The following is a 25,170-nucleotide window of genomic DNA, read 5'->3' as shown; positions in this document are numbered from 1 at the left end:
GACGCATCATGAGCGACGCTATGCCCCGGAACACCCGCACCCTGTCCGCCGGCGGACACGAGTGCCAGTACGTCCCGATCGCCGACGACCCGCGCGCGCAGACCCTGCCCTTCGCGCTCAAGGTGCTGCTGGAAAACCTGATGCGCCACGAAGACGGGCGCACCATCACCCGCGACGACATCGAGGGACTGCTGGACTGGGACCCGGCCGCGGAACCCGCGCGCGAGATCGCGTTCCGCCCGGCGCGCGTGCTGCTGCAGGATTTCACCGGGGTCCCGGCGGTGGTCGATCTGGCCGCGATGCGTGACGCCATGGAAGACCTCGGCGGCGACCCGGCGAAGATTGCGCCGCTGCAGCCGGCGGAACTGGTGATCGACCATTCGGTGCAGGTCGACGCCTACGGCAATCCGGATGCGATGAACCTGAACGCCGAGCTCGAGTACTCGCGCAACCGCGAACGCTACAGCTTCCTCAAATGGGGACAGCAGGCATTCGAGACCTTCAAGGTCGTGCCCCCGGATACCGGCATCGTGCACCAGGTCAACCTGGAATACCTGGCACGCACCGTGTTCCTCGAGGACCGCGCCGACGGCAGCTGCATGGCCTATCCCGACACGCTCGTCGGCACCGACTCCCACACCACCATGATCAACGGCCTGGGCGTGCTGGGCTGGGGCGTGGGCGGGATCGAGGCCGAGGCCGCCATGCTGGGCCAGCCGATCTCCATGCTGATCCCGCAGGTGGTCGGCTTCCGCCTGACCGGCAAGCTGGCCGAGGGCGCGACCGCCACCGACCTGGTGCTGGTGATCGTCGAGCAGCTGCGCAAGCACGGCGTGGTCGGCAAGTTCGTCGAGTTCTTCGGCGACGGCCTGGCCGATCTGCCGCTGGCCGACCGCGCAACCATCGCGAACATGGCTCCGGAATACGGCGCGACCTGCGGGATCTTCCCGATCGACGACGAAACCCTGGAGTACCTGCGCCTGACCGGCCGCGAAGAAGGCCACGTCCGGTTCATCGAGTCCTATGCCCGCGAACAGGGCCTGTGGCGCGACGACAGCGCCCCGGTGGCGCGCTACAGTGACCTGCTGGAACTCGACCTATCCTCGGTGGAACCCAGTCTGGCGGGCCCCAAACGGCCCCAGGACCGCATCCCGCTGGGCCGCGCCGGAGCCATGATCAGCCAGCACCTGGATACCCTGCTGAAGGAACGCGCCTCGGGGGCCGACGAACCGGCCGAAGCCGAGCGCTTTGCGGCCGAGGGCGGTCATACCGCGGTGGGCGTGGAGCATCAGGCGGAGGAACCGCACCACACCGCCATCGAGATGAACGGCGAGACCTTCACCCTGGACCACGGCGACGTGGTGATCGCGGCGATCACCTCCTGCACCAACACCTCCAATCCGTCGGTGATGCTGGGTGCGGGCCTGGTCGCCCGCAAGGCGCGCGAGCGGGGTCTGAAGGTCAAGCCGTGGGTCAAGACCTCGCTCGCCCCCGGGTCGCGCGTGGTCACCGATTATCTGCAGAATGCCGGCCTGCTGGAGGACCTGGAAGACCTGGGCTTCCACGTAGTGGGCTACGGCTGCACCACCTGCATCGGCAATTCCGGCCCGTTGCCCGAAGCGATCAGCGAGGCCATCATCAAGGATGACCTGGTGGTCTCCTCGGTGCTCTCGGGCAACCGGAATTTCGAAGGCCGCATCCATTCCGAGGTGCAGATGAACTTCCTCGCCTCGCCCCCGCTGGTGGTCGCCTATGCCCTGGCGGGCCGCACCAACCTGGACCTCTACAACGATCCGCTGGGCGAGGATGACGCCGGCAATCCGGTCTATCTCAAGGACATCTGGCCCGGTTCGCAGAAAATCCGTGAGCAGGTGGATCGTCACGTCGGTGCCGGCAGCTTTACCAGTGCCTATGGCGACCTCTATACCGGCGAGGACCGCTGGCGCAACCTCGAGGCCCCCGCGGGCGACCGTTTCGAGTGGCAGGAAGACTCCACCTACGTGCGCAAGCCACCCTATTTCGACGGCATGGGCATGACGCCGGCCGAGACCCCGGATATCGAAGGCGCACGGGTCCTGGCCCTGCTGGGGGATTCCGTGACCACCGACCATATTTCGCCGGCCGGCTCCATCGCGCCCGACAGCCCCGCCGCCCGTTACCTCGAAGAACAGGGCGTCAAGCCCGCCGACTTCAACTCCTACGGTTCGCGGCGCGGCAACCACGAGGTGATGATGCGCGGCACCTTCGCCAACGTGCGCCTGCGCAACCTGCTGGCGCCCGGCACTCAGGGCGGCGTCACCCGGCACCTGCCGGATGGCGAACCGATGTCGATCTACGACGCCTCCATGCGTTATCAGGCCGAGGGCACCCCGCTGGTGGTGATCGCCGGCAAGGAATACGGCACCGGTTCCTCGCGCGACTGGGCGGCCAAGGGCACCCTGCTGCTGGGCGTGCGGGCGGTGATCGTGGAGAGCTTCGAACGCATCCACCGCTCCAACCTGGTCGGCATGGGCGTGCTGCCTCTGCAGTTCCACGACGGCGAAAACGCCGAATCGCTGGGCCTGACCGGCGAGGAGACCTATACCATCAGCGGCATCCGGGGTGGCGAGGCGAAGGAAGCGACGGTGACCGCCACCGCCGATGACGGCGCACGCAAGGAATTCCGCGTGCGCGTGCGGCTGGACACCCCGCAGGAGATCGACTACTACCGTCACGGTGGAATATTGCCGTACGTCCTGCGTCAACTGGCGGGCAAAGGCTGAACCGCCATCATGTCGCAAACCGTCCCCACTGCGGAACTGCGTGCCGGAATGACGCTGGCCGCCCCGGTGCACGACCGTTCCGGTCGCCTGCTGATCCCCGCGGGCATGACCCTGCAGGACAAGCATCTGCGGGTCCTGCAGGCCTGGGGCGTCAGCGAGGTGCGGATCCAGGACGGGACCCCGCCCGCGACCGAACCCGTCCCGGATGCGGCCGAGGGTACGCAGCAGACCGCCGGCGAAGAGGATCCGGATGCCGCCGAGGCGCGCCTTGGCGCCACCGCGGACGAAGCGCTGGCGGAACGCTTCCAGCACTGCGACATCGAGCGCTTTCCGATGGACGGGATCTACCGCATCGCGCGACGCGCGATGATCGACGAACTTCGGCAGTCCAGGGGTGCGGGCTCGCGATGACTATGCGGCTGGAAGATTTCCTGCAGGCGGATGACGCGCTGTGCAGCTTCTCCGGTGCGTTCAACGCGATCGTGGAACGCATCAACGATCCGACCGCAAGCGTCGCCGATATCACCGAAGCGATCGAACTGGACCCCACGATCGCGGCCAAGACCCTGCGCCTGGCCAATTCGTCGTTGTACGGGTTCCCGCAGGAGATCGAGACCCTGCACCGGGCAGTGGCCATCATCGGGCTGCAGCAGATCCGGCAGATCGTACTGTCCACCGTGGTGATCGAACATTTTCGCGGCCTGCCGGTGATCGGCGTGGACATGAGTTCGTTCTGGCGACACAGTCTGGCGACTGCGATCATCGCCCGCGGGATCGCCCGTTTCCGACGCGAGGCCAATGTGGACCGGCTGTACCTGTTCGGGCTGCTGCACGACATCGGCCGCCTGGTCCTGTTCCTGCGCCTCGGCCGCGATACCGAGGAGCTGATCAACCTGCGCGAACGCGACGGTGAGCTGTTGTTCGTCACGGAACAGCGTTATCTCGGATTCGACCATGCGACCATCGGCGCCGGTCTGCTGGAGCAATGGGGCATGACGCCCGCCCACGTGGAAGCCACCCGCTATCACCACGACCCGCTGGCCGCCCCCTCCTTCCCGGTCGAGGCCGGGATCGTGCATGTCGCCGATGCAATCGCCAACGCCCTGCGCCTGGGTTCCTCCGGGGAGCGCATGGTGCCGCCGATCCACGCCGAAGCCTTCGAACGGATCGGACTGGAGATGGCTGCCTGTGAAGAAATCGCCGATACGGCACGCGAACAGCTCGAGCAGCTGGCCCGAATCCTCCTGGACTGACCCCGCGATGAGCGGAAAGGCCCTGACGCCATGAGCCCTTCGTACCGGACGCCGGAAGACTTCGAGCAGCTGCAGGAGCGGATCCGCTACCTGGAGCAGAGTCTCGAGGACAATGCCTACGTGATGGACGTACTGTCCTCGACCACGGCGATCTTCGGTGACACCGAGGGCAACCGCTGCCCCGACGTCATCGTTCGCAATACCCTGGAGGCCGTGCGCCGCCTGCTGGCCCTGCCGGAGTCGGCCATCTATCTGCTCGACGGCGACGCCTCGTTCAATCTGGCACAGCACGACGCGGAAGACGACAGCCCCGGTGACCTGCCCGACCGGGTGGAACAGCTGATCCGGCAGGGCACCTTCTCCTGGGCCCTGCATGAAAACCACCCGGTATTCCTGCCCGCCGGCGAAGATGGCGGGATGGTGCTGCTGCATGTCATTTCCACCCGTACCCGGGTGCGCGGGATGTTCGCCGCCCGGCCGGGCCGGGACGAAGCCCCGCGCCACGAGCTGGTCATGTCCGCCCTGACCCTGGTGCTGTTCAACGCGGCCTATGCGCTGGAATCGGCCGATCTCTACCACCTGATGGAACGGCGTCAGCAGGCCCTGCAGCGGATCACCGAGCGACAGTCGCGCGAGCTCCTGCATCACATGTCGCACGACTCGCTGACCAACCTGCCCAACCGCATGCTGTTCAGTGACCGTCTCGCCCGGGCCATGGAACGTCACGCCAACGGCTCCAGCCATGTCGCGCTGATCCTGCTCGATCTGGACAATTTCAAGCGTCTGAACGACGCGCTGGGTCATCGCGCGGGGGACGAACTGATCCGCAAGGTGGCCACCGATCTTTCCGCCCTGCTGGAGACCCCCCGCGGATCGACGGGTGGCCAGGGCGCCAGCCCGACGCTCTCGCGGCTGGGTGGCGACGAATTCGGCATCCTGGTGGAGGGGATCCAGGGGCTGGAGGGTGTCGTCCGGCTGGTGACCGAAATCGTGCGGACCACGGCGGTGGAACGGACGGTGGCCGACCATCCGGTGCTGACCTCCTGCTCGGCCGGGATCGCGGTGTTCCCCTACGACGGCGACGAACCCGACACCCTGCTCAGCAACGCCGACGCCGCGATGTACGATGCCAAGGAACGCGGCCGCAACGGCTTCCGCTTCTACACCCAGGACCTCAATTCGCGAACCTTCCGGCACTTCCGCCTGGAAACCGACCTTGGCGGCGCCATCGAGGATGACCAGCTGCGGCTGCACTATCAGCCCAAGATCGAGCTGGCGACCGGCCGTGTCGTGGGTGCCGAGGCCCTGATCCGCTGGGACCACCCGCGTCTGGGGATGCTGCCCCCCGGTCAGTTCATGGAAATCGCGGAAGACATGACCCTGATCGAACAGATCGGAGAATGGGTTCTGCAACAGGCCTGCCGCGATCTCGCCTCCCTGCCCGGAACCGCGCAGGCGCTTCCGCATATCGCCATCAACGTCTCCGCGCGCCAGCTGCGCCAGCCCAATCTTGCGGAGGAATTCTTCGCGATCACCGAGGAACACGGGATCCCCGCCGACCGCATCGAGCTGGAGCTCACCGAGAGCGTGATCATGGATGACGCCGACACCGCCGCGCGCGTGTTCCAGCGCCTGCGCGAAGTCGGCATGTCACTGGCAGTGGACGACTTCGGTACCGGACATGCATCGCTGACCCAGCTCAAGCAGCTTCCGGCCGACACCCTCAAGATCGACCGCTCCTTCGTGATGGATCTGGAGAAGAGCCACGAGGACGCCAAGATCGTGCGTGCGATCGTGGTCATGGCGCGCAGCCTGGACATGCAGCTGGTGGCCGAAGGAGTGGAAACCGACGCGCAGATCCACTTGCTGCGGGAATTCGGCTGCGATTACGCCCAGGGGTTTCGCTATTCCCGGCCGGTCCCCTTCGACGAATTGCGGGAGATGATCGTCAACGACGTGCGCATGCTGCCCGAGCCCGAATGACGCGAACGCCGAACGGTACCGGACGGGTGCCTCAGGCGCCGTTGTCCGTACCCCCGGTCAGACGCAGCGGGTCCAGCAGGCCGCGCAGGCGGTCGCGGTCCATGCCGGTGTGTTCCGCAGCCACCTCGATGATCGGCCGGCCCGAGGCGTAGGCCTCCTTGGCGATGCGGGCCCCCGCCTCGTAACCGATCTCGTCGTTGAGCGCGGTCACCAGGATCGGGTTGCGATCCAGGGCCGCGCGCATCACCTCCTCGTTGACGCTGAAGCCCGCCACCGCGCGCTCGCCCAGATGGTCGGCGGCGCGCGCCAGCAGGCCCGTCATCTGCAACAGGTTGTCGGCGATCAGTGGCAGGCCCACGTTGAGCTGGAAATTGCCGGCGGCCCCGGCGGCGGTGACCGCGGCATCCAGCCCGATGACCTGGCGCGCCGCCATCAGCACCGCTTCGGGAATGACCGGATTCACCTTGCCGGGCATGATCGAACTGCCCGGCTGCAACGCCGGCAGGGCAATCTCGCCGAGTCCCGCGAGCGGGCCCGAGTTCATCCAGCGCAGGTCCTCGGCGATCTTGATCAGCGCAGTGGCCACGGTCCGCAGCTGCCCCGAATACTCCACTGCGGTGTCCTGGCTGGCCAGTGCGGCGAAGCCGTTCGGCTCGCGCCGAAATGCCAGCCCGGTGCGTTCGGACAGGCGCTCCGCCACCCGCTCGCCGAACCCTTCCGGGGCATTGACCCCGGTACCCACCGCGGTCGCGCCGATCGCCAGCCGCCCCAGCCGGCCGCGGGTCGCCTCGAGGCGCTCCACCGCCTGCTCCAGCTGAGTACGCCAGCCGGACAGTTCCTGATCCAGGCGTACCGGCATGGCATCCATCAGATGAGTACGACCGGTCTTGACCAGGGTCTTTGCCCCCGCCTCGCGCCGTGCGATGGTCGCGATCAGGCGCCGCATCGCCGGCAGAAGCTCGTGTTCCAGCTGGTTGAGCGCGGCCACGTGCAGCGCCGTGGGGATCACATCGTTCGAGCTCTGCGAGCGGTTCACGTGATCATTGGGATGAACCGCCCCGGCGGCGCCGGTCGAGGCCAGATGCGCCAGCACCTCGTTCATGTTCATGTTGCTGCTGGTGCCCGAGCCGGTCTGGTACACGTCCACCGGGAAGGCATCGGCATGCTCGCCCAGCGCCACCGCCTCGGCCGCCTGCACGATGGCCTGCGCGGTCTCTCCGTCCAGCTGGCCCAGGCCGTGATTGGCCTCGGCACAGGCCGCCTTGACCTGCGCCAGGGCACGGATGAAGGCAGCCGGCAAGGGGCGCCCGGCGATGGCGAAGTTGTCGATGGCGCGCTGGGTCTGCGCGCCCCACAGGGCATGTTCGGGCACCTCCACGGTGCCGAGGCTGTCGTGTTCCTGGCGATGGCCTGATCGGGTCATTCCTGGCTCCGGCGGTCGACTTGATCGTTGTATTATACTGCGCCGCACAAGCAAGCCCCATCACAAGGCCGACCATGTCCCTGAACGCCCTCACCGCCATCGCCCCGGTCGATGGCCGTTATGCCCGTCACACCCGCGACCTTGCTCCCTGGTTCAGCGAGCAGGGCCTGATGCAGGCCCGCGTGCGCGTCGAGATCGCCTGGCTCAAGGCGCTGGCCGCCGAGCCCGCGATCGCCGAGGTCCCCGCGCTCTCCGCCGAAGGCACCGCCGCGCTGGAGCGCATCGCGGCCGATTTCGACAACGCCGCCGGCGAACGCGTGAAGGCCATCGAGGCGACCACCAATCATGACGTCAAGGCGATCGAGTACTACATCAAGGAGCAGATGCAGGAGCATCCCGAACTCGCCGCGCGCATGGAGTTCGTGCATTTCGCCTGCACCTCCGAGGACATCAACAACCTCGCCTACGGGGTGATGGTGCGCGAGGCGCGCAACGAGGTGATGCTGCCGGCGCTGGACGGCATCGTGGACACCCTGCGCCGGTTGAGCGGGGAGTTCGCCGACCAGCCGATGCTCTCGCGCACCCACGGTCAGCCCGCCTCGCCCAGCACCATGGGCAAGGAATTCGCCAATGTGGTGCATCGCCTGCAGGCCCAGCGCGAGCAGCTGGCCGGCGTGGTCTGCCGCGGCAAGATCAACGGCGCGGTGGGCAACTTTAATGCCCACGTGGTGGCCTACCCCGAGGTCGACTGGCCGGCACTGGCGCGGCGCGTGGTCAGTGACCTGGGCCTCGAGCCCAGTTCGCACACCACCCAGATCGAGCCGCACGACTACCTCGCCGAGATGTTCCATGCCTTCATGCGCGCCAACACCATCCTGCTGGATGCCTCGCGCGACATCTGGGGCTACATCTCGCTGGGCTATTTCAAGCAGAAGGTCGTGGCCGGCGAAGTCGGCTCCTCGACCATGCCGCACAAGGTCAACCCGATCGACTTCGAGAACGCCGAGGGCAACCTCGGCCTGGCCAACGCAGTGTTCGATCACCTCGCCGGCAAACTGCCGGTCTCGCGCTTCCAGCGCGACCTCACCGACTCCACCGTGCTGCGCAACATCGGCATGGGTTTCGCGTGGTCGCTGATCGCGTGGAAATCGTTCGCCCGCGGGCTGGGCAAGCTGGAGATCGAAACCGCTCGCATGGACGAGGACCTGGATGCCAACTGGGAAGTCCTCGGCGAGGCGGTGCAGACGGTGATGCGCCGCTACGGCATCGATTCGCCCTACGAAAAGCTCAAGGACTTCACCCGTGGCCGCCGGATCACCCCCGAGGCCCTGCACGAGTTCATCGACGCGCAGGACATCCCCGAGGAGGCCCGCGCGCGCCTGCGCGAGCTGACCCCCGGGCGTTACACCGGTCTGGCGGACCGCCTGGCCCGCGACGTCTGAGTCGACCATGGCAGCGCCCGATCCGGATACCCCGCTGACCCTGCTGGGCGGACTCACGCCGGCCGCGTTCCTGCGGGATTACTGGCAGCAGAAACCCCTGCTGATCCGCGGCGCGATCCCGGGGTTCGAGAACCCGATCGAAGCCGACGACCTGGCCGGTCTGGCAACCGATCCCGAGGCCGGCAGCCGGCTGGTCCTCGGCCACCGCGAGCGCAACGACTGGGACGTGGAATACGGCCCGTTCGAGCCGGACCGCCTGGCCCGGCTGCCGGAACGCGACTGGACCCTGCTGGTCAGTGATATCGAACGGTTCTGGCCCGATGGCCCCGGATTCCTCGCGCAGTTCGATTTCATCCCGCGCTGGCGGCGCGACGACTTGATGATCTCGTACGCCCCGCCCGGCGGCTCGGTGGGCCCGCACGTGGATCAGTACGACGTCTTCCTGTTCCAGGCCGCTGGCCGGCGGCGCTGGCAGATCCAGGACCCGCCCGGGAACCCGGAATGCTTCGAGGATCTGCCGCTGGCGATCCTGCGCGAATTCCGGCCGACCGATTCGTGGGAGCTGGAGCCCGGAGACATGCTGTACCTGCCGCCGGGCGTCCCGCATTACGGTGAATCCCTGGATCGCGAATGCATGACCTGGTCCGTCGGCTTCCGCGCCCCGGCCATCCTCGACGTGCTCACCGGGTTCCTGGAAGAACGCGCGAACGTGATCGGGGATCAGGCCCGCTTCGAGGACCCGGGGCGCCCCGCCGACCAGTGGCCGGGGGAGCTTCCGGCCGGCGACCGGCGCGAACTGCGCGACGCCCTGCGGGCCCTGCTGGCCGCGGACGACGCCGATCTGGACGCCTACCTCGGCCGCTTCCTGACCCGTCCCACGGCAGGCACCGGGCTCGCTGCCCCGGACGAGGACGCCCCGCCCCCGGCCCCGCAGCCGGGTGTGCGTTACCGCATCCATCCGGGCATCCGTCGGGCCTGGTTCCACGGTCCGGACGGCCCGGTGCTGTGCATCGCGGGCCATGACCACCCCGCCCCGGCACTGGAAGCGGAACAGCTGGAGATCTTCTGCACGGTGGAGACCCTCGCTGCGGCAGACTGGGAAGCCGGCTTTCCGTCGATCCATCAGGTGCTGGAAGATGGCCTGCGCGAGGGGTGGCTGGAGCCCGACGACTGAGGGAAACACTGAGCGGCGGTACCGCCCGGGGCCAGCACTGCAGCGGCCTTCAGCCGGCCGGGGCCACCGCGTCGACCTGCGCCGCCGGACAGGCGGCCGCCGCCCGTTCGATCAGTTCGGGGCCGGCATCCGGTCGATGGGCCCCCTCGGTCAGGATCCGCCGCCACTGCCTCGCCCCGGGTTCGCCGTGGAACAGCCCCAGTACGTGGCGGGTCAGCCGCGCCAGCGGCACGCCCTCGCGCCGCATCCCTTCGGCCATGTCCTGCAGCTCGCGGACCACCTCGGCACGCTCGGGCCGCCAGGCCTCACCGAAATACAGCCGGTCGACCTCCGCCAGACTCCAGGGATGATGATAGGCATGGCGGCCGAACATGACCCCGTCCAGGGTGGTCAGGTGGTCGCGCGCGGCGGCCACGTCATCCAGCCCCCCGTTCAGCACGATCACACACCCCGGGAATTCGGCCTTCAGCCGGTGGACCCGCGCGTAGTCCAGCGGCGGGACATCGCGGTTGTCCTTCGGACTCAGCCCCTGCAGCCACGCCTTGCGTGCATGCACGATGAAATGCCGGCAACCGGCATCCGACACGGTACGCACGAAGGCATGCAAATCCGCATCCGAATCCTGCTCGTCGATACCGATGCGATGCTTGACCGTCACCGGGATGTCGACCGCCGCCTGCATGGCCTCCACCGCGCGCGCGACCCGGTCGGGTGTCGCCATCAGGCTGGCTCCGAAATCACCCGACTGTACCCGGTCCGACGGACAGCCCACGTTGAGATTGATCTCGTCGTAGCCGAAGTCCTCGCCAATGCGCGCGGCCTCCGCCAGCGTGTCGGGCTCGGATCCCCCCAGCTGCAGCGCCAGCGGATGCTCGACCTCCGCGTAGCCGAGGAGATGCGCGCGATCGCCCCGCACCACCGCGTTGGCATGCAGCATTTCGGTGTACAGCAGCGCATGCCGCGTCAGAAGCCGGTGGAAGCGTCGGCACCAGCGGTCCGTCCAGTCCATCATCGGCGCGACGGAAAAGCGCTCCGGCCCGCCCGCGAGCGAGGACGTGCAGGCCGTCGGCGAGCCGGATTGCGGCGCGCACACGATGGGATTGGCAGAAGGCGGATCGGACATTCCGGGCTGAACCATAAATGGGCCGCCCATGGTGTCCCGGCGCGCCCCCGACGTCCAGCAACGCCCGACTCTGCCTGTGCCAATGCGACACGGGTCAGCCTGACCCGCTGTGTCCGACCGACTCGACCGCCCGCCGCCCGGCTATCTCTGGAACCATTTCACAGCATCTACCGTAACCCACTGATCCTTCGGGCTTCCAGACACCCTCTCCCTCACCTGGCACGATCCCTGCTTTCCTTTCGGGTGCAGACGCCGGCTTCGCCGTTATTTTCGGCCTCCGGAGTCTGCGAGAACTTTCTACAGCCTCCAAGGAGCGCAGATCCATGAAATATCGCAAGACTGCCATCGCTTTTGCCCTCTCCTCCCTGTTCACCATTGGCTCCATGGCTACCGCCGGCGCCATGGGCGGCGGCGGTGCCGAACAGGGCGGTGCCCCGCCGGCCGAGGAAGGGGCACCGGAAGCGGGGGCTCCCCCGGAGGCCGGTGGTGCGCCTGACGCCGGAGGGGCTCAGGGCGGTGCGCCGCCGGCAGACGAGGGAGCTGCCGGGGGTGCCGATGCCGGTGGCGCGCCCATGGGTGCAGAAGAAGACGAAGACGACGACGAAGACGACGGCGCCCCGGACTGGTAACGCGCCCTCCCCTGCCCACGCCGAAGCGGTCCTGAGGGGCCCTTCGGCGTCTTTTTGCCTGCATGCGGGCCTGCGCATGTACAATCCGCTGCGAATTCAGTCACGGAATCGCCGGATGACGCCTCCTGCAACCCCGCAGACCAACGATTTCCAGCAGAACGTTTCGCGCATGGTGGAACGCGCGATGCGCTACCTCGAGATCCCGGACGGGGCGTGCGAGGCGCTGCAAACCTGCGATTCGGTCATCCAGGTGTCCTTCCCCATCCAGTTCCGGGACCGCGTGGAGGTCTTTCATGGCTGGCGAGCCGTGCATTCCGCGCACCGGCTTCCGGTCAAGGGCGGCATGCGTTTCGCACCCAACATGGACCAGGCCCACGCCGAGGCTCTGGCGGCACTGATGTCCTACAAGTGCGCAATCATCGACATCCCGTTCGGCGGTTCCAAGGGCGGTCTGCGCATCGACCCGCGCCAGTACAATGAATGGGAACTGGAACGCATCACCCGCCGGTTCGCCCACGAACTGATCCAGCGCGATTACATCTCGCCGGCGCAGAACGTCCCGGCCCCGGACGTCGGCACTTCCCAGCGGGAAATGGCCTGGATTGCGGACACCTATCGCCAGCACCGTCCGGACGACATCAACCACGTCGCCGCGGTGACCGGCAAACCGGTGGATCTGGGCGGCATGCGTGGCCGGCTGGAAGCCACCGGCCGCGGCGTGCAGTACGCCCTGCAGGCCTTCTTCCGTTCGAAGGCGGCCGTCGCGGAGGCGGGCCTCGGGGGCGGCCTGAGTCAGCAGCGGGTCATCGTCCAGGGCTTCGGCAACGTGGGCTATCACCTCGCCCATTTCCTGCAGCAGGACGACAACGTCCGCATCGTCGGGATCATCAAGAGCGACGGCGGCATCTACTCCGAACAGGGCCTGGATGTCGACGCGGTACATGACTACATGAACCGCACCGGCACCCTGGAAGGCTACCCGGGCGTGCGTTTCGAACGCGACGGCAACCGCCTGATGGAAGAAGACTGCGACGTGCTGGTCCCGGCCGCGCTGGAAGGCGCCATCCACGAGGAGAACGCGCCACGCATCCGCGCCCGCCTGGTGGTCGAGGCCGCCAACGGCCCCTGCACATTCGAGGGCGACCGCATCCTGCAGCAGCGCGGAATCACGGTGCTGCCCGACGTGTTCGTCAATGCCGGCGGCGTGGTGGTCTCCTATTTCGAATGGGTGCGTAACATCCAGCACATCCGCTTCGGCCGCATGGAGCGCCGCTACGACCAGGCCCAGGGCCAGCACATCGTCAGCGCCATCGAGATGATGACCAACCAGGATGTGCCCGAGTGGCTGCGCGAATCCATCGTGCGCGGTGCCGAGGAGATCGATCTGGTGCGCTCGGGCCTGGACGACACCATGCGCGAGGCCTTCAGCGAGATGCAGGAAGTGCGCGAGGTGGAAAGCAATGGCGAGGTCCTCGACTACCGTACCGCGGCATACCTGATCGCGCTGCGCAAGATCATCCGCGCCCGTCCCGACCTGAAGGTCATCTGACCCGACCGAAACGGGCCTCCAGGGCCGCGAACACCGCCCGCAGGCCCATCGCCTCGCCACCCTTCGGCCGGCCCGGGCGTGCGCGGGTGTTGAAGGCCATGATGTCGAAATGCAGCCAGGGCGTTTCGGCCGGCACGAAATCCTGCAGGAACAGCGCCGCGGTGATCGCCCCGGCCTGCCCGCCCGAACTGGCGTTAACCACGTCGGCCACATCGCTCTCCAGCATGTGCCGATACGGCGCATGCAACGGCAGCCGCCAGACCGGATCGTCCCACGCGCGCGCCGGCTCGTCCAGGGCGGCCGCCCAGGCGTCGTCGCTGGCGAAGAACGCGGCGATCTCGTGCCCCACGGCCACTCGCGCCGCACCGGTCAGGGTCGCAAAATCCACCACCAGGGCCGGCTCCAGTTCACCCGCACGGTCCAGCAGATCGGCCAGCACCAGGCGGCCCTCGGCATCGGTATTGTCGATTTCCACGGTACGCCCGCTGCGCGTGGTCAGGACATCGCCGGGACGGAAGGAACGCGAGCCCACGGCGTTCTCTACCGCTCCGACCAGGACCGTCAGGCGCACTGCAAGCCCGGCCCGCATGATCAGGCCGGCCAGCCCCAGCGCCGTGGCCGCACCGCCCATGTCCTTCTTCATCTGCCGCATGGCACTGTCGGGCTTGATGTTCAGACCGCCCGAATCGAAACAGACTCCCTTGCCCACCAGTACCACCGGCGGGGCATCCTCCGGCCCCCAGGTCAGCTCGATCACCCGCGGGTGGTGTTCACTGGCGCGCCCCACGGCATGGATGCACGGCCAGTCCCGGGCCACCTCGTCGGGATCCGCCACCACCCTGGCGGTTCCGCCGTGACGTTCGGCCAGACCCTCGGCCTCCGCCGCCAGTTCGTCCGGCATCAGATCGGCCGGGGCCGTATTGATCAGATCCCGGGTGTGGCCGACCGCCGCCACCATGGACGTGACACGCTCCCGATCCACCCTGTCCGGCCAGATCAGCCGCACCGGCGTGTCGTCGGTCGGTGGCTCGCTGCGATACCGGCGAAAGCGATACCTGCCCAGCCCCCAGCCGACCGCCGCCCGTTCGATTGCCTCCGCTGTCAGGCCCGCCTCATGCAGGCGATAATCTCCCCCCGGCAGGGACTCCGCCGCCGCAGCCAGCATCCACAGGGGCTGGCCCACGTCGTAGCCGACCAGGGCCGCTTCCAGCTCGCCCTGGTCCCCGGCGATCTGCAGGATACCCCCGGCCTCGCCGGTAAAGCCGGTCGCTTGCGCCCAGCGCGCATAGCGTGCGGGCCGCCCCTCCAGCGCGGCATGCAGCGACTCCGGCGTCACGGGTATCAGTTCAACGGCGGCGGACGACTCATCAACAAAAACGGATTCCACTGGGGGCTTCCTCATCTGCACGGCAAAGCCCCCATAATAACGCCACCTGCGGCCGGGACGCCCGGCCCCCACCGACCGACAGGGAACGTGCCATGACGCCAGCACTGGAAATCCGCGGGCTGCGCAAGACCTACAACAACGGCTTCGAAGCCCTCAAGGGAATCGACCTCGAGGTCTCCCCCGGCAGCTTTTTCGCCCTGCTCGGGCCCAATGGCGCCGGCAAGTCGACCACCATCGGCATCATCACCTCGCTGGTGAACAAGACGGCCGGGGAAGTCCGGGTGTTCGGCCACGACCTCGACCGGGATCCCCGGGGCGTCAAGCGCTCGATCGGCCTGGTCCCGCAGGAGTTCAATTTCAACCAGTTCGAACCGGTGGGCGAGATCGTCGTCAACCAGGCCGGCTACTACGGCATTCCCCGCCGCGAGGCCTGGGACCGCGCCGGCCACTATCTCAACGAACTGGGCCTGTGGGACAAGCGCGAGAACATGGCCCGCATGCTCTCCGGCGGCATGAAACGCCGCCTGATGATCGCCCGCGCCCTGGTGCACGAACCGCGGCTGCTGATCCTCGACGAACCCACCGCCGGGGTCGACATCGAGTTGCGGCGCTCCATGTGGGACTTCCTGCAGAAGATCAACGATGACGGCCGCAGCATCATCCTGACCACCCACTATCTCGAGGAAGCCGAATCGCTCTGCCGCAACATCGCGATCATCGACGACGGCCGCATCATCGAGAACACCACGATGAAGCAGCTCCTGGCCAAGCTCGAGACCGAGACCATGGTGCTGGACCTGGTGGAACCCCCGCTGGCGGTACCGGAGGGCGGCCCCATCCCGCTGCGACGCATCGACGAGCTGACCCTGGAGGCCGACATACACTCCAACCAGAACCTGAATGATCTCTTCCAGATTCTTGATAATCAGGGGATCCGGGTCCAGAGCATGCGGAACAAGGCGAATCGACTGGAAGAGCTCTTTGTCCGCATGACCCAGAACGAGACCACCCGCAGCCCGCTGACCCCCGGCGGCGACGGAGCCACCGAGCAGCAGGAGGGCCAGGCATGACCCGCGCGGATCTCCGGTTGTGGGGCACCGCCCTGCGCACCATCGCAATCAAGGAAATACTGCGCTTTGCCAGAATCTGGGTGCAGACCGTCCTGCCCCCGGTCGTCACCACCGCGCTGTACTTCATCATCTTTGGCGGCCTGATCGGCGACCGCATCGGCGAAATGGAAGGCTTTCGCTACATGGACTTCATCGTTCCCGGGCTGATCATGCTGGCGGTAATCACCAACAGCTATTCCAACGTCGTATCATCATTCTTCGGTTCAAAGTTTCAGCGTCATATCGAGGAACTACTGGTCTCGCCGATCCCCAACAGCGTCATCATCCTGGGGTTCATATTCGGCGGGGTCGCACGCGGGCTCACCGTGGGCGTGGCCGTTCTGATCGTCTCGCTGTTCTTTTCGCCCCTGAGCGTGCACAACCCGATCGTGATGCTGCTGGTCGTCCTTTTGACTTCCATCCTGTTCGCACTGGCCGGACTGATCAATGGAGTATTCGCACGAACTTTCGACGATATCGCATTGATTCCCACATTCGTTCTTACCCCGCTGACCTACCTCGGAGGCGTTTTCTATTCCATCAGCCTGCTGCCCGATTTCTGGCAGGGCGCGTCCATGCTGAACCCGATCTTTTACATGGTGGATGCCTTTCGTTACGGGAGCCTTGGAACCAGTGACTTTCCAGTGATCGCATCCTTTGCCATCATCGCGTTGTTCATCATTGTGCTCTATGGTCTGGCACTGTGGCTTCTGAATCGAGGAACGGGCATCCGCTCATGAAGACCTTCAAGCGACGGCACGGCGAGAATCGGCGCATCCGCGGGGGTGGTTCACATCGCGGCCAAACGTGGTATAAAACGGCATCGCCCAACGGAACCATGTTCATGAACGGTCAGCGCAGGATCACGTCTTCGGTCATCGTGGGAACCGCCGGCCTCGCCCTCGCTGTGGGTTCCGGCCTGGTCCTCGCCTCCAAGCCACAGGAAACGGAACAGCCCCTGCAGATCGCGCCCCTCTCCAGCGCGGATCCCGAATCGGCGGACAACGGCTCCGGCGCCCGCGGCACGGAGATCCGTGCTGACTGGAGCCGGGCCTCGGTGGCCGAACCGGTGCCCGCGGTGGGCGGCTCGGTCCCGCCGGGCGACACTCACACGGTGGCATTCGCATTCGATCCCGACCAGGATGCCGGAGAGCCGCCGACGGCCAGCGAGCCGACGACCGGGGCCACGTCGTACGAAACCTTTGACCTGGACGACGACGAGCCCTCCGCAACGGCCGAACTCGGCCACTCCGACTGGAATTCGCACACTCTGGATCGCAACGAGCGCCTCTCCGGGCTGTGGGAACAGGAGTGGGATCTGCCGCTGGCCACGCTTTATCGCCTGCTGGACGACGACGAAAATGCCGACATCCTGAACCGCGTCCGGCCCGGCCAGGAGATCGAATGGCAGGTGGACGACGAAGGCTACCTGACCCGCATGCGGCTGTGGACCGACAGCGCCTCGGGCTACGAATGGGTCCGGGAGGAGGATGGCTGGGACTTTGACCGTCATGAGGTCGAGAATGCCCGCGAGACCTCGCACCTGATCATCAGCGCGGAGATCGACGGCTCGATCTCCGCGGCCCTGTCCCGCCAGACCGAACTCTCCTCGCGGGCGGCAGCGGCGATCGCCGTGCTGATGGATCGCCACTTGCCGGTGCGCCTGAACGCACGCGCCGGCGATGAATTCACCCTGCTGGTGGAGCAGGAAACCGTCGTCGGCGAGGACACGCCGCAGAATCTGCGACTGCTGGCGTTCGAATACAACGGCGAGCGGATACAGGAGGAAGCCGCGCGCAACGTCAACGGGCGCTTCTATCGCCCGGATGGCGAAAGCCTGCTGCCGCCGTTCGACCGCCGTCCCTTCTCCGGCAACTACCGCATCAGCTCGGGCTTCGATCCGCAGCGACGGCATCCGGTCACCGGCCGGGTCGCGCCGCACCACGGTACGGACTTCGCCATGCCGGTGGGGACCCCCATTAGGGCACCGGCGGATGGTCGGGTCACGCGCGTCGAGCACGACCGGTATGCCGGTCGCTTCATCGTGATCGAACACGGACAGGGCTACTCCACGCGCTATCTCCATCTGGACCGTGCCCTGGTCAGCCCGGGGGATGATGTCGAGCGGGGGGATCGCATCGCCCTGTCGGGCAACACCGGACGCAGTACCGGTCCGCACCTGCACTACGAGGTGCACGTGAAGGGGCGGCCGAAGGATCCGATGCGGGTAGCGTTGCCCGAAAGCGACTCGCTGGAAGGCGAAGACCTCGAGCAGTTCCGCGAGATTGGCAAAGTCCTGTTCGCGCAGCTGGAGAACGGGCAGCGCGGCGAACAGGTCGCTCTGCGGCCGTTCAGCGAACTCGCCGCGCAGTAGGAACCGGCCCGCCGCCCCGCCGTTGCCCGAAGCACTGGCCTTTGCGCGTCTCGAATGGAGGGATGGACAGCCCGTCTCTCCCGAGTTCGGCGACGGTTATTTCGGCTCGGACGCCCCGCTCGAGGAAGCGCACGAAGTCTTTCTTGAGGCCAACGACCTGCCCCGGCGCTTCGCCCGCCCCGGTACCCGGATGACCATCGCCGAGACCGGCTTCGGCACCGGACTCAACACCCTCCTGACGCTTCGCGAGTGGCGCGCCCGGGCCCCGGACGACGGCTTCCTGTCGCTGATCGGCTTCGAATCGCGGCCGCTGCATCCCGACGACCTCGCCCGCGCCCATCAGCAGCTGGGCCTTGACGGCCCGGACGCCGAACGCCTGCGCGACGGGTATCCCCCACCGGTCAGCGGCCTTCACCGGATCCCTTTCCCTCGGGCACGCGCGGTGCTGACCCTGGTCTTCGGCGACGCGGCGATCACCCTCCCGCAGCTGAATGCCGCGGTGGATGCCTGGTATCTGGACGGATTCGCACCCCGCCGCAATCCGGGCCTGTGGAATATCGGTGTCTTCCGGCAGATGGCCCGTATCTCCCGGCCCGGCACCACCTTCGGAACCTACGCCGCGGCCGGTCAGGTGCGCCGCGACCTGGAGGCGGCCGGCTTCGTGGTCCGGCGCAAACCCGGGCACGGACGCAAGCGTGAACGCCTGTGCGGCCATTTCCATGACCCGGCTCCCCCCGCCCTGCCCGAGACTCGCGAACGTCCGCGACGCGTAGCAGTCATCGGGGCGGGCATTGCCGGACTGTCGGCCGCCCTGGCCCTGCAGGACCGCGGCTGCCACCTCACCCTGTTCGATCCCGCGGGCCCGGGCGGGGGGGCGTCCGGCAACCCGGCGGCGGTGCTGCTGCCTCACCTGCTCCCCGATGACCCGGGGCTCAATGCCCTGGCGCTCACCGGCATGCGCCACACCCATGCCCTGATCGAACGCGCCGCCGAGGGCCTGGAAGAGGGCCGATCGACGCTCCTGCTGGGTGACAGCGTCGCCTTCCACGGCATCTCCGCGCACGCACGCAAGCGCGTACAGCGACTTCGCGCGCGCGATCCGGCGGAGAGCGGCTACCTTTTCGACCCGGCCGCCACCGCCCCCGCCGGCACTCCCGGGCCGATGCTGGAATACCCCGGCGGGCGGGCGGTGGACATGGGGGCCCTGTGCCGCGGACTGGCCGCCGCACTGCCCGCGGTGGAGCGCACCGGGGTCAGCGCGATCGAGCCGCACGCCACCGAAGTCCGGGTGACGTTCGACGGCGACCACCCCGCGCGGGGCTTCGACGCGGTCGTGATCGCCACTGCCGGCGCGCCCCTGTGCCCGGAACAGGCGCGCCTCGGGACCGTGGGAGGCCAGATGACCCGGGTGCAGCACCCCCTTCCCGGCCCCGATTTCCGCGTGCGCACCGGTCAGGGCTACTGGATTCAACGGGACACGGATGATCACTGGATCGGCGCCACCTACCGCCACGACGGGCTCCCGGCGGATCCGGCAGCGCCCCCCGAACCGACCGCCGAAGACGACCGCCACAACCTGGAGCATCTGGCATGGGTTCCGGGCATGCCCGCCCCCGAGGATGCGCGGATCACGCAGCGCTGGACCGGCATGCGCGCCGTCTTTCGCGACCGCCTTCCGCTGGTGGGCGCTTCGCGCATGGACCGCCGGGGCCGGGTCATGCTCACCCTCGGGCACGGCTCACGAGGCCTGCTCTATGCACCGATCAGCGGCGAGCTGGTAGCCGACCGCCTGCTGGACCTGCCGGAGCCCCTGGAGCAGAACGTGGCCCGACGCCTGTCGCCGCAACGCGTCGCCTAGTCCGCCCAGGCCACCGCATTGCGGCCCTGTCCCTTGACGCGGTACATCGCCTGGTCGGCCGCCGCGATCAGGTCGGCCAGGGTCTCCCCGTGTTCCGGATAGAACGCCACGCCGATACTCGCGGTCACCACCACCGAAATACGCTCCCCGTCGTCCAGGGTCATCTCCCAATGGGTATCGAAGACGCTGCGGATCCGCTCGATCAGCGGATGCACCTCGTCGCGAGAAGTCAGCGTCCCGGTCAGCACCAGGAATTCGTCACCGCCCAGCCGGACCAGCAGATCCTCGGCACGCAGGTGCGCCGCCAGATCCGCGGACATGCGGCGCAGCAGCTGATCACCGACGGCATGGCCGTGTTCGTCGTTGACCGGCTTGAAGCGATCCAGGTCGATGAACACCATGGCCAGCTGCCCCCCGTCGCGGCGGGCTCGGGACGTCATGCGGGGAAACGCCCGTTCCATCGCCGCGCGGTTCGCAGCCGCCGTCAAAGGGTCCTGCCAGGCCAGGGTGTGCAGACGCTCCTCGAGCTTGCGCCGCGCGGTCACGTCCAGCGCATGCCAGACGACCGCGGCACGTCCCTCGAAATGCGCGGCAATGGGGCGCACGCGGGCCTCGAACCAGCGCTGCCCGTTTTCGCAGCCATCCCCGGCGAGTTCCGGCTCCGACCGTCGCGCCGGATGCAACACACCGGGATCGAGGAGGTATTCGGTCTCCTGCAGGGCCCCCTCGTCCAGCGCCCGCCGCACGACTGCCAGGAACTGGCGGGCCACCGCCTCGGGCAGGAACTCCTCGATGCCGTGCCCCACGATCGACCCCGCCCCCTCCGCCCCGACGCGTCCGCCTCCTTCGCCCCCCCGACTATCCCCAAAGGCCCGGTAGATCATCCCGTCCTCCCCCAGCACCAGGGCATGACCGGGCATGGCTTCGAACAGCGCCTCCTGAAGGTCGCGGGCCTGGGCGAGCGCCTCGAACAGCATCCGGTTGTCGTGCACGTCCACCAGGATCAGCAGCATGGCCCGATCCTGCTCCCACGGGATCGGCACCCAGCGCAGCAGATGAAAGCGCCAGTGGCCGTCCGCCATGCGCACGCGCACCTGGCGCCCGGCCGGATCCGGATCTTCCCTGGAAAATACCAGCCCGTTGGGCAGCAACGGGATATCGTCCGGATGGAACAGTTCGAGGTCTTTCACGGAGGTACCGTCGACCGGGGATTGTCCGGTCGTGCGGCGAAACGCGGGGTTGGTCCAGAGGACCCGGGTGTCCCGGACCACCAGAGTGGCGTCCTCCAGATTGGCGACCAGCGTGTGGTACTGGCTCAGCAGGCGCGCGCGATCGCGCACATGCCCGCTCACGCGCCAGGTCAGTCCGCCCAGTGCAAGGGTGCCAAGGATCCCGAAGGCCCACCAGGCCGGCGGCCTGGAGGTCGGCATGGCCTCGGACACCGGGCGCGCCAGCAGTACCCATTCGCCGCCGGAAAAGCTGACCGTCTTGCGCCACTCCACGGGCCCTTCGGCGATTCCGTCCGGATCATGGAACACCTCGCCGCGGCGCCCGGTCCCGTCTCGTCCCTGCAGCGCAAACTGGAGCGCGCCGCGCGTGCGGCCGAACCCCGCGCGCGCCAGTACCCGGTCGAAATCCACCGCCACGCTGGCCATGGTAAACCCGGGATCCATTTGCCGGGCCTCGACCAGCGGGTCGCCGGTTTCTTCCAGACCGACAGGACTGCGGACCAGAAGGCCCGTCCCGCCCTGTGCCAGCTCCCAGGGCCCGGCGACGACGGTCTCTCCGGTTTCCATGACCCGACGGAAGGACGCCGCCTGCTCCGGATGGCTGGCCACGTCGAGACCCAGGGCATCCACATTGCCCTCGCGCGGGTAGACAAAATCGATGCGGGATCCCGCCAGTAACGTGAGCGAGCGAATGACTTCCGGGTCCCGACTGTACAGCCGGTCGGCCATGCGCTCGAACTCGTCGCCATCCAGGTGCGGGCGTGCCTCGACATAGGCGGAGAGACCAACGGTGGCGTGCACCAGGCTGTTGATCACGCTTTCCAGGCGCGTACGCTTGCTGGCCACCTCGCTCGCCAGGTTCGCCTGATGCCGCTCGGCCAGCTGATGCTCCCAGGCACGGTCGGCCAGCAGAAACATCCCGGCGAAGATCAGCATCGCGAGCAGCCCCGACACCACCGACGTGGCGGCAAAACCGCCCGTCCGACCTTGTGCTGTCCCGTCCGTCCCGGCGGTCGGGGCCTCTCCTGCGGCGCTGTCGCCCGGTATCCCGCGCATGTCCGCCCCCTTCGATCCGAACCCCACACCCCCACTATGCCCATTCACCCGGGGGCGCGTAATCCCCGGAGGATGAAAATGGTCATGGGAGGCTGAGAAAGCTCGTCCGCGACAGGCGGAAAAGACGACAATGGTGGGGACGGCCGGACTCGAACCGGCACGGCCTTGCGGCCGGCAGATTTTAAGTCTGCTGCGTCTACCTGTTTCGCCACGCCCCCGCAGACGCGGCGGATGATACCGCGTCAATCGGCGGAGGGCATTCCTTCCTCACCGGCGGCGAATTCCGCCAGCGGCAGCGGGACGTGCATCGACGCCGCCATGGCCCGCAGCAGTTCCACTTCGGCGGTCCGTACCTGCCCCCCGTGCGTCACGGTCGTCAGCATGGCCCGCACCAGGCGTTCCTTGTCCGCCATGCGCAGCGCATCGAGGGTATCCAGCACCTGGTCGAGGACTCCCGCCCATGCCCGGCTCCCCTCGGATTCGGTCCAGGCTTCGGGGAAATCCACCGCGGCCGGCGCCTGTCCCTCGATGCGCTCGATCCCCGCCGTCAGTGCGGCGCGTCCGGCGTCCGGGTCCCCGGGGTGGCCATGACGCGCGAGCACGGCCAGCAGGAACCGGGCCTCTTCGTGGTGCCGATCGAGTCGCCCATGTCCACCGGCACCGTCGTCACCAGGCTTTCCGGCATCCATCAGATGCCGGTTGAGCAGACGCCCCAGGGCATATTCAAATGCCGAAACCCGGCCATCCGCATGGATCAGGCGTTCCACCAGTTCCTCCAGCTGCTCGCGTTCCTCGCGCGGGTGCCGGCGCAACACCGGGAAGGCCATTTCCAGCAGCGGAATCCGCAGGTCGTCGCGCAGTTGCGGCACCATCTCGAGCAGCTGGCCGACCCTGCGCTCGCTGTCGCCGCCGCGTTTCTCCGCGACCATCAGGCGCTGTTGCTCGCGCACTTCGGGGTCGGCATTCATCAGGAGATACAGGATCACCTCGGCCGCCCAGCCATCGCTGTGGGCGGCCTGTTCCAGCGGCCCCGGCATCGAGGCCATCAGAATCCCGGCACCCAGTATCTGCGCCAGCCCGGGATCGGCAATGCCGTCCACCAGGCGGTCGGCATCCAGGGGCAGCCCCCCGGGGCCCCGCCGGTCTTCCTTTTCCTGCTGCTCGGCGGCTGCCTCGGCCGCGGCCTGCCCCGATTCGGCTTCTTCACGCATGCGCCGGGCGACCTGCTCGAACTCGGACGGATCGAACCCCGGCTCGATCGCCCGAATCCGTTCCTCCAGTGGGGGGTGCGTCGCGAACATGCGCCCGAGGCCTCCACTGGCGAACAGCATGTGCCCCACCTCTTCGGAGTCCGCATCGAGGCGGGCATGACGTGCGCCGATCTTCTTCAGGGCCCCGGCGATGCCGTCCGGCTGCCGGGTGAACTGCACGGCCGAGGCGTCCGCCAGATACTCGCGCTGGCGTGAAACCGAGGCCCGGATCCAGCGGCCGAAGAACAGGCCGATATAGCCCACCACCAGCAGTGCCAGCCCCGCGGCCATCAGGCCGGCGGCATTGCGGCTGTCACGCGAGAAACGCATGGCGATCAGCACGCGCTGCCCCACCAGCGCGAGCACCAGGATCCCGTACAGGATTCCGATCAGACGAATGTTCAGGCGCATGTCGCCATTGAGGATGTGTCCGAATTCATGGGCCACGACGCCCTGGAGCTCGTTGCGGTTGAGGGTTTCCAGGGCTCCCCGGGTCACCGCGATGGCCGCGTCACCCGGCGCATGCCCCGCGGCAAAGGCATTGATGCCGCTTTCTTCCTCCAGCACGTAGATCTCCGGTACCGGCACCCCGGAGGCGATCGCGATTTCTTCGACCACGTTGACCAGGCGTCGGCGCAGCGGATCCCGGGTGTCCGGCTCGACCCGCGTGCCACCCAGCTCCCGGGCGACCTGGCCACCCCCGCCCCGCAGTGACGACGCCCGGTAAAGGCTGGCGCCACCGATCAGGACGATCGTGAACAGGGTCACCCAGAACAGGAGATCGAGATTGTTCCGGACCAGCTTGTCCAGCTGCAGGGGCTCGCCCGGCTGTGCCGATGGATCGTGGCCCAGAAACAGCAGGGCGATCGCGTTCATCGCCACCACGATGGCCAGGACGGCCAGGGAAAACAGGACCAGCAGGACCCGGGTGCGGCGATGCGCCCGGTCCTGGTGTTCGAAAAAGTTCATGGTCGGGCTCGCTTACTGGAAGTTGACCTCGACCGCCTCCCGGCGCTGCGGATCCTCGATTTCCAGCAGCTCGGCGCGACGGAAACCGAAGTTGTTCGCGATCAGGCTGTTGGGGAACATCTCGCGCAGGATGTTGTAACTCATCACCGCGTCGTTGAATGCCTGCCGCGCGTAGGCGATGCGGTTCTCGGTGCTGCTGAGCTCCTCGGAGAGCTGCATCATGTTTTCGTTCGCCTTGAGGTCGGGATAGGCCTCGGACAGTGCGAACAGACGCCCGAGCGCGCCGGACAGACCCTGTTCGGACTGCGACAGCTCGCGCATGGCCTCGGGGTTGGATGGATCGGCCGCCGCCTTCTGCAGGCTGCTCTGGGCCTGATTGCGGGCCTCGATCACCGCTTCCAGGGTGTCCTTTTCGTGGGCCATGTAGCGAGCCGCGACCTTCACCAGATTGGGGATCAGGTCATACCGGCGGTTGAGCTGCACATCGATCTGCGCGAACGCGTTCTGATAGCGATTGCGCGACGTCACCAGGCGGTTGTACGTCCACACCCCCCAGATCACCAGGAGGATCACGATCCCGAGCAGGACCCATTCCATGTC

General features: G+C 67.5%; 18 protein-coding genes and 1 tRNA gene. 12 read left to right on the top strand and 7 right to left on the bottom strand.

Features of this window, described 5'->3' with window-relative positions; translation table 11 throughout:
- Positions 1 to 8 precede the first annotated feature (8 nt).
- Genes acnA through C998_RS0103080 form a run of 4 tightly spaced genes read left to right on the top strand, consistent with a single transcriptional unit; the run spans position 9 to position 5,998 of the window.
- Positions 9 to 2,762, top strand: coding sequence for an aconitate hydratase AcnA (gene acnA / locus C998_RS0103095; RefSeq protein WP_026279455.1), 2,754 nt, complete (start codon positions 9 to 11; stop codon positions 2,760 to 2,762).
- 48 nt (positions 2,763 to 2,810) lie between these two features.
- A complete protein-coding gene (locus tag C998_RS0103090) occupies positions 2,811 to 3,173 on the top strand; it encodes a hypothetical protein (protein ID WP_018869386.1) in 363 nt (120 codons plus the stop codon).
- Between the two features lie 2 nt (positions 3,174 to 3,175).
- On the top strand, positions 3,176 to 4,015 hold the full coding sequence (locus C998_RS0103085) for an HDOD domain-containing protein (RefSeq protein ID WP_018869385.1): 840 nt from the start codon (positions 3,176 to 3,178) through the stop codon (positions 4,013 to 4,015).
- A 30-nt stretch (positions 4,016 to 4,045) separates the two neighbouring features.
- Positions 4,046 to 5,998 (top strand): bifunctional diguanylate cyclase/phosphodiesterase, encoded by a 1,953-nt coding sequence (locus C998_RS0103080; protein WP_018869384.1) that lies wholly within the window; start codon positions 4,046 to 4,048, stop codon positions 5,996 to 5,998.
- 31 nt (positions 5,999 to 6,029) lie between these two features.
- Here C998_RS0103080 and C998_RS0103075 read toward each other — a convergent pair whose 3' ends face one another.
- Positions 6,030 to 7,421 (bottom strand): lyase family protein, encoded by a 1,392-nt coding sequence (locus C998_RS0103075; RefSeq protein ID WP_018869383.1) that lies wholly within the window; start codon positions 7,419 to 7,421, stop codon positions 6,030 to 6,032.
- Between the two features lie 74 nt (positions 7,422 to 7,495).
- Between C998_RS0103075 and purB the strand changes: the two genes are divergently transcribed.
- Both purB and C998_RS0103065 read left to right on the top strand, forming a co-directional pair.
- Entirely contained in the window at positions 7,496 to 8,863 is a 1,368-nt protein-coding gene (gene purB / locus C998_RS0103070) for an adenylosuccinate lyase (RefSeq protein ID WP_018869382.1), read from the top strand.
- Positions 8,864 to 8,870: 7 nt separating this feature from the next.
- Positions 8,871 to 10,037 (top strand): cupin domain-containing protein, encoded by a 1,167-nt coding sequence (locus C998_RS0103065; protein ID WP_018869381.1) that lies wholly within the window; start codon positions 8,871 to 8,873, stop codon positions 10,035 to 10,037.
- Positions 10,038 to 10,086: 49 nt separating this feature from the next.
- Here the strand turns inward: C998_RS0103065 and dusA are convergent, their stop codons facing one another.
- Positions 10,087 to 11,160 carry a tRNA dihydrouridine(20/20a) synthase DusA gene (dusA, locus tag C998_RS0103060; RefSeq protein WP_369771833.1) on the bottom strand — a complete coding sequence of 358 codons (1,074 nt, stop codon included), beginning with the start codon at positions 11,158 to 11,160 and terminating at the stop codon, positions 10,087 to 10,089.
- A 323-nt stretch (positions 11,161 to 11,483) separates the two neighbouring features.
- On the opposite strand from dusA, the gene C998_RS0103055 reads away from it, so the two are divergent.
- The gene (locus C998_RS0103055) at positions 11,484 to 11,789 is read left to right on the top strand and encodes a hypothetical protein (RefSeq protein ID WP_018869379.1); all 306 of its coding nucleotides are present in this window, start codon (positions 11,484 to 11,486) and stop codon (positions 11,787 to 11,789) included.
- A gap of 115 nt (positions 11,790 to 11,904) precedes the next feature.
- Positions 11,905 to 13,338 (top strand): Glu/Leu/Phe/Val dehydrogenase, encoded by a 1,434-nt coding sequence (locus tag C998_RS0103050; RefSeq protein WP_018869378.1) that lies wholly within the window; start codon positions 11,905 to 11,907, stop codon positions 13,336 to 13,338.
- Here C998_RS0103050 and C998_RS0103045 read toward each other — a convergent pair.
- A complete protein-coding gene (locus tag C998_RS0103045; RefSeq protein ID WP_018869377.1) occupies positions 13,331 to 14,725 on the bottom strand; it encodes a M17 family metallopeptidase in 1,395 nt (464 codons plus the stop codon). The two genes, C998_RS0103050 and C998_RS0103045, sit on opposite strands and share 8 nt — an antisense overlap.
- 92 nt (positions 14,726 to 14,817) lie before the next feature.
- Between C998_RS0103045 and C998_RS0103040 the strand changes: the two genes are divergently transcribed.
- From C998_RS0103040 to mnmD, 4 genes are all read left to right on the top strand, one after another.
- Positions 14,818 to 15,795, top strand: coding sequence for an ABC transporter ATP-binding protein (locus C998_RS0103040; protein ID WP_018869376.1), 978 nt, complete (start codon positions 14,818 to 14,820; stop codon positions 15,793 to 15,795).
- A complete protein-coding gene (locus tag C998_RS0103035; RefSeq protein ID WP_018869375.1) occupies positions 15,792 to 16,574 on the top strand; it encodes an ABC transporter permease in 783 nt (260 codons plus the stop codon). The genes C998_RS0103040 and C998_RS0103035 overlap by 4 nt, the downstream gene beginning before the upstream one ends.
- Positions 16,575 to 16,678: 104 nt before the next feature.
- On the top strand, positions 16,679 to 18,208 hold the full coding sequence (locus tag C998_RS0103030) for a peptidoglycan DD-metalloendopeptidase family protein (protein WP_026279454.1): 1,530 nt from the start codon (positions 16,679 to 16,681) through the stop codon (positions 18,206 to 18,208).
- A 22-nt stretch (positions 18,209 to 18,230) separates the two neighbouring features.
- Positions 18,231 to 20,066 carry a tRNA (5-methylaminomethyl-2-thiouridine)(34)-methyltransferase MnmD gene (gene mnmD, locus C998_RS0103025; RefSeq protein ID WP_018869373.1) on the top strand — a complete coding sequence of 612 codons (1,836 nt, stop codon included), beginning with the start codon at positions 18,231 to 18,233 and terminating at the stop codon, positions 20,064 to 20,066.
- Here mnmD and C998_RS0103020 read toward each other — a convergent pair.
- The 4 genes from C998_RS0103020 to C998_RS0103005 form a co-directional block, all read right to left on the bottom strand.
- The gene (locus C998_RS0103020; RefSeq protein WP_018869372.1) at positions 20,063 to 22,231 is read right to left on the bottom strand and encodes a diguanylate cyclase; all 2,169 of its coding nucleotides are present in this window, start codon (positions 22,229 to 22,231) and stop codon (positions 20,063 to 20,065) included. The two genes, mnmD and C998_RS0103020, sit on opposite strands and share 4 nt — an antisense overlap.
- A 251-nt stretch (positions 22,232 to 22,482) precedes the next feature.
- Positions 22,483 to 22,569: transfer RNA gene (locus C998_RS0103015), tRNA-Leu, on the bottom strand.
- 24 nt (positions 22,570 to 22,593) lie between these two features.
- On the bottom strand, positions 22,594 to 24,570 hold the full coding sequence (locus C998_RS0103010) for a M48 family metallopeptidase (RefSeq protein WP_018869371.1): 1,977 nt from the start codon (positions 24,568 to 24,570) through the stop codon (positions 22,594 to 22,596).
- Positions 24,571 to 24,582: 12 nt separating this feature from the next.
- Positions 24,583 to 25,167 (bottom strand): LemA family protein, encoded by a 585-nt coding sequence (locus tag C998_RS0103005; protein WP_018869370.1) that lies wholly within the window; start codon positions 25,165 to 25,167, stop codon positions 24,583 to 24,585.
- Between the last annotated feature and the right edge of the window lie 3 nt (positions 25,168 to 25,170).

Source organism: Thioalkalivibrio sp. ALgr3 (assembly GCF_000377325.1).
Classification (GTDB): domain Bacteria; phylum Pseudomonadota; class Gammaproteobacteria; order Ectothiorhodospirales; family Ectothiorhodospiraceae; genus Thioalkalivibrio.
The sequence above is the reverse complement of the archived record's forward strand: the minus strand, read 5'-3'. Positions and strand labels throughout refer to the sequence as shown.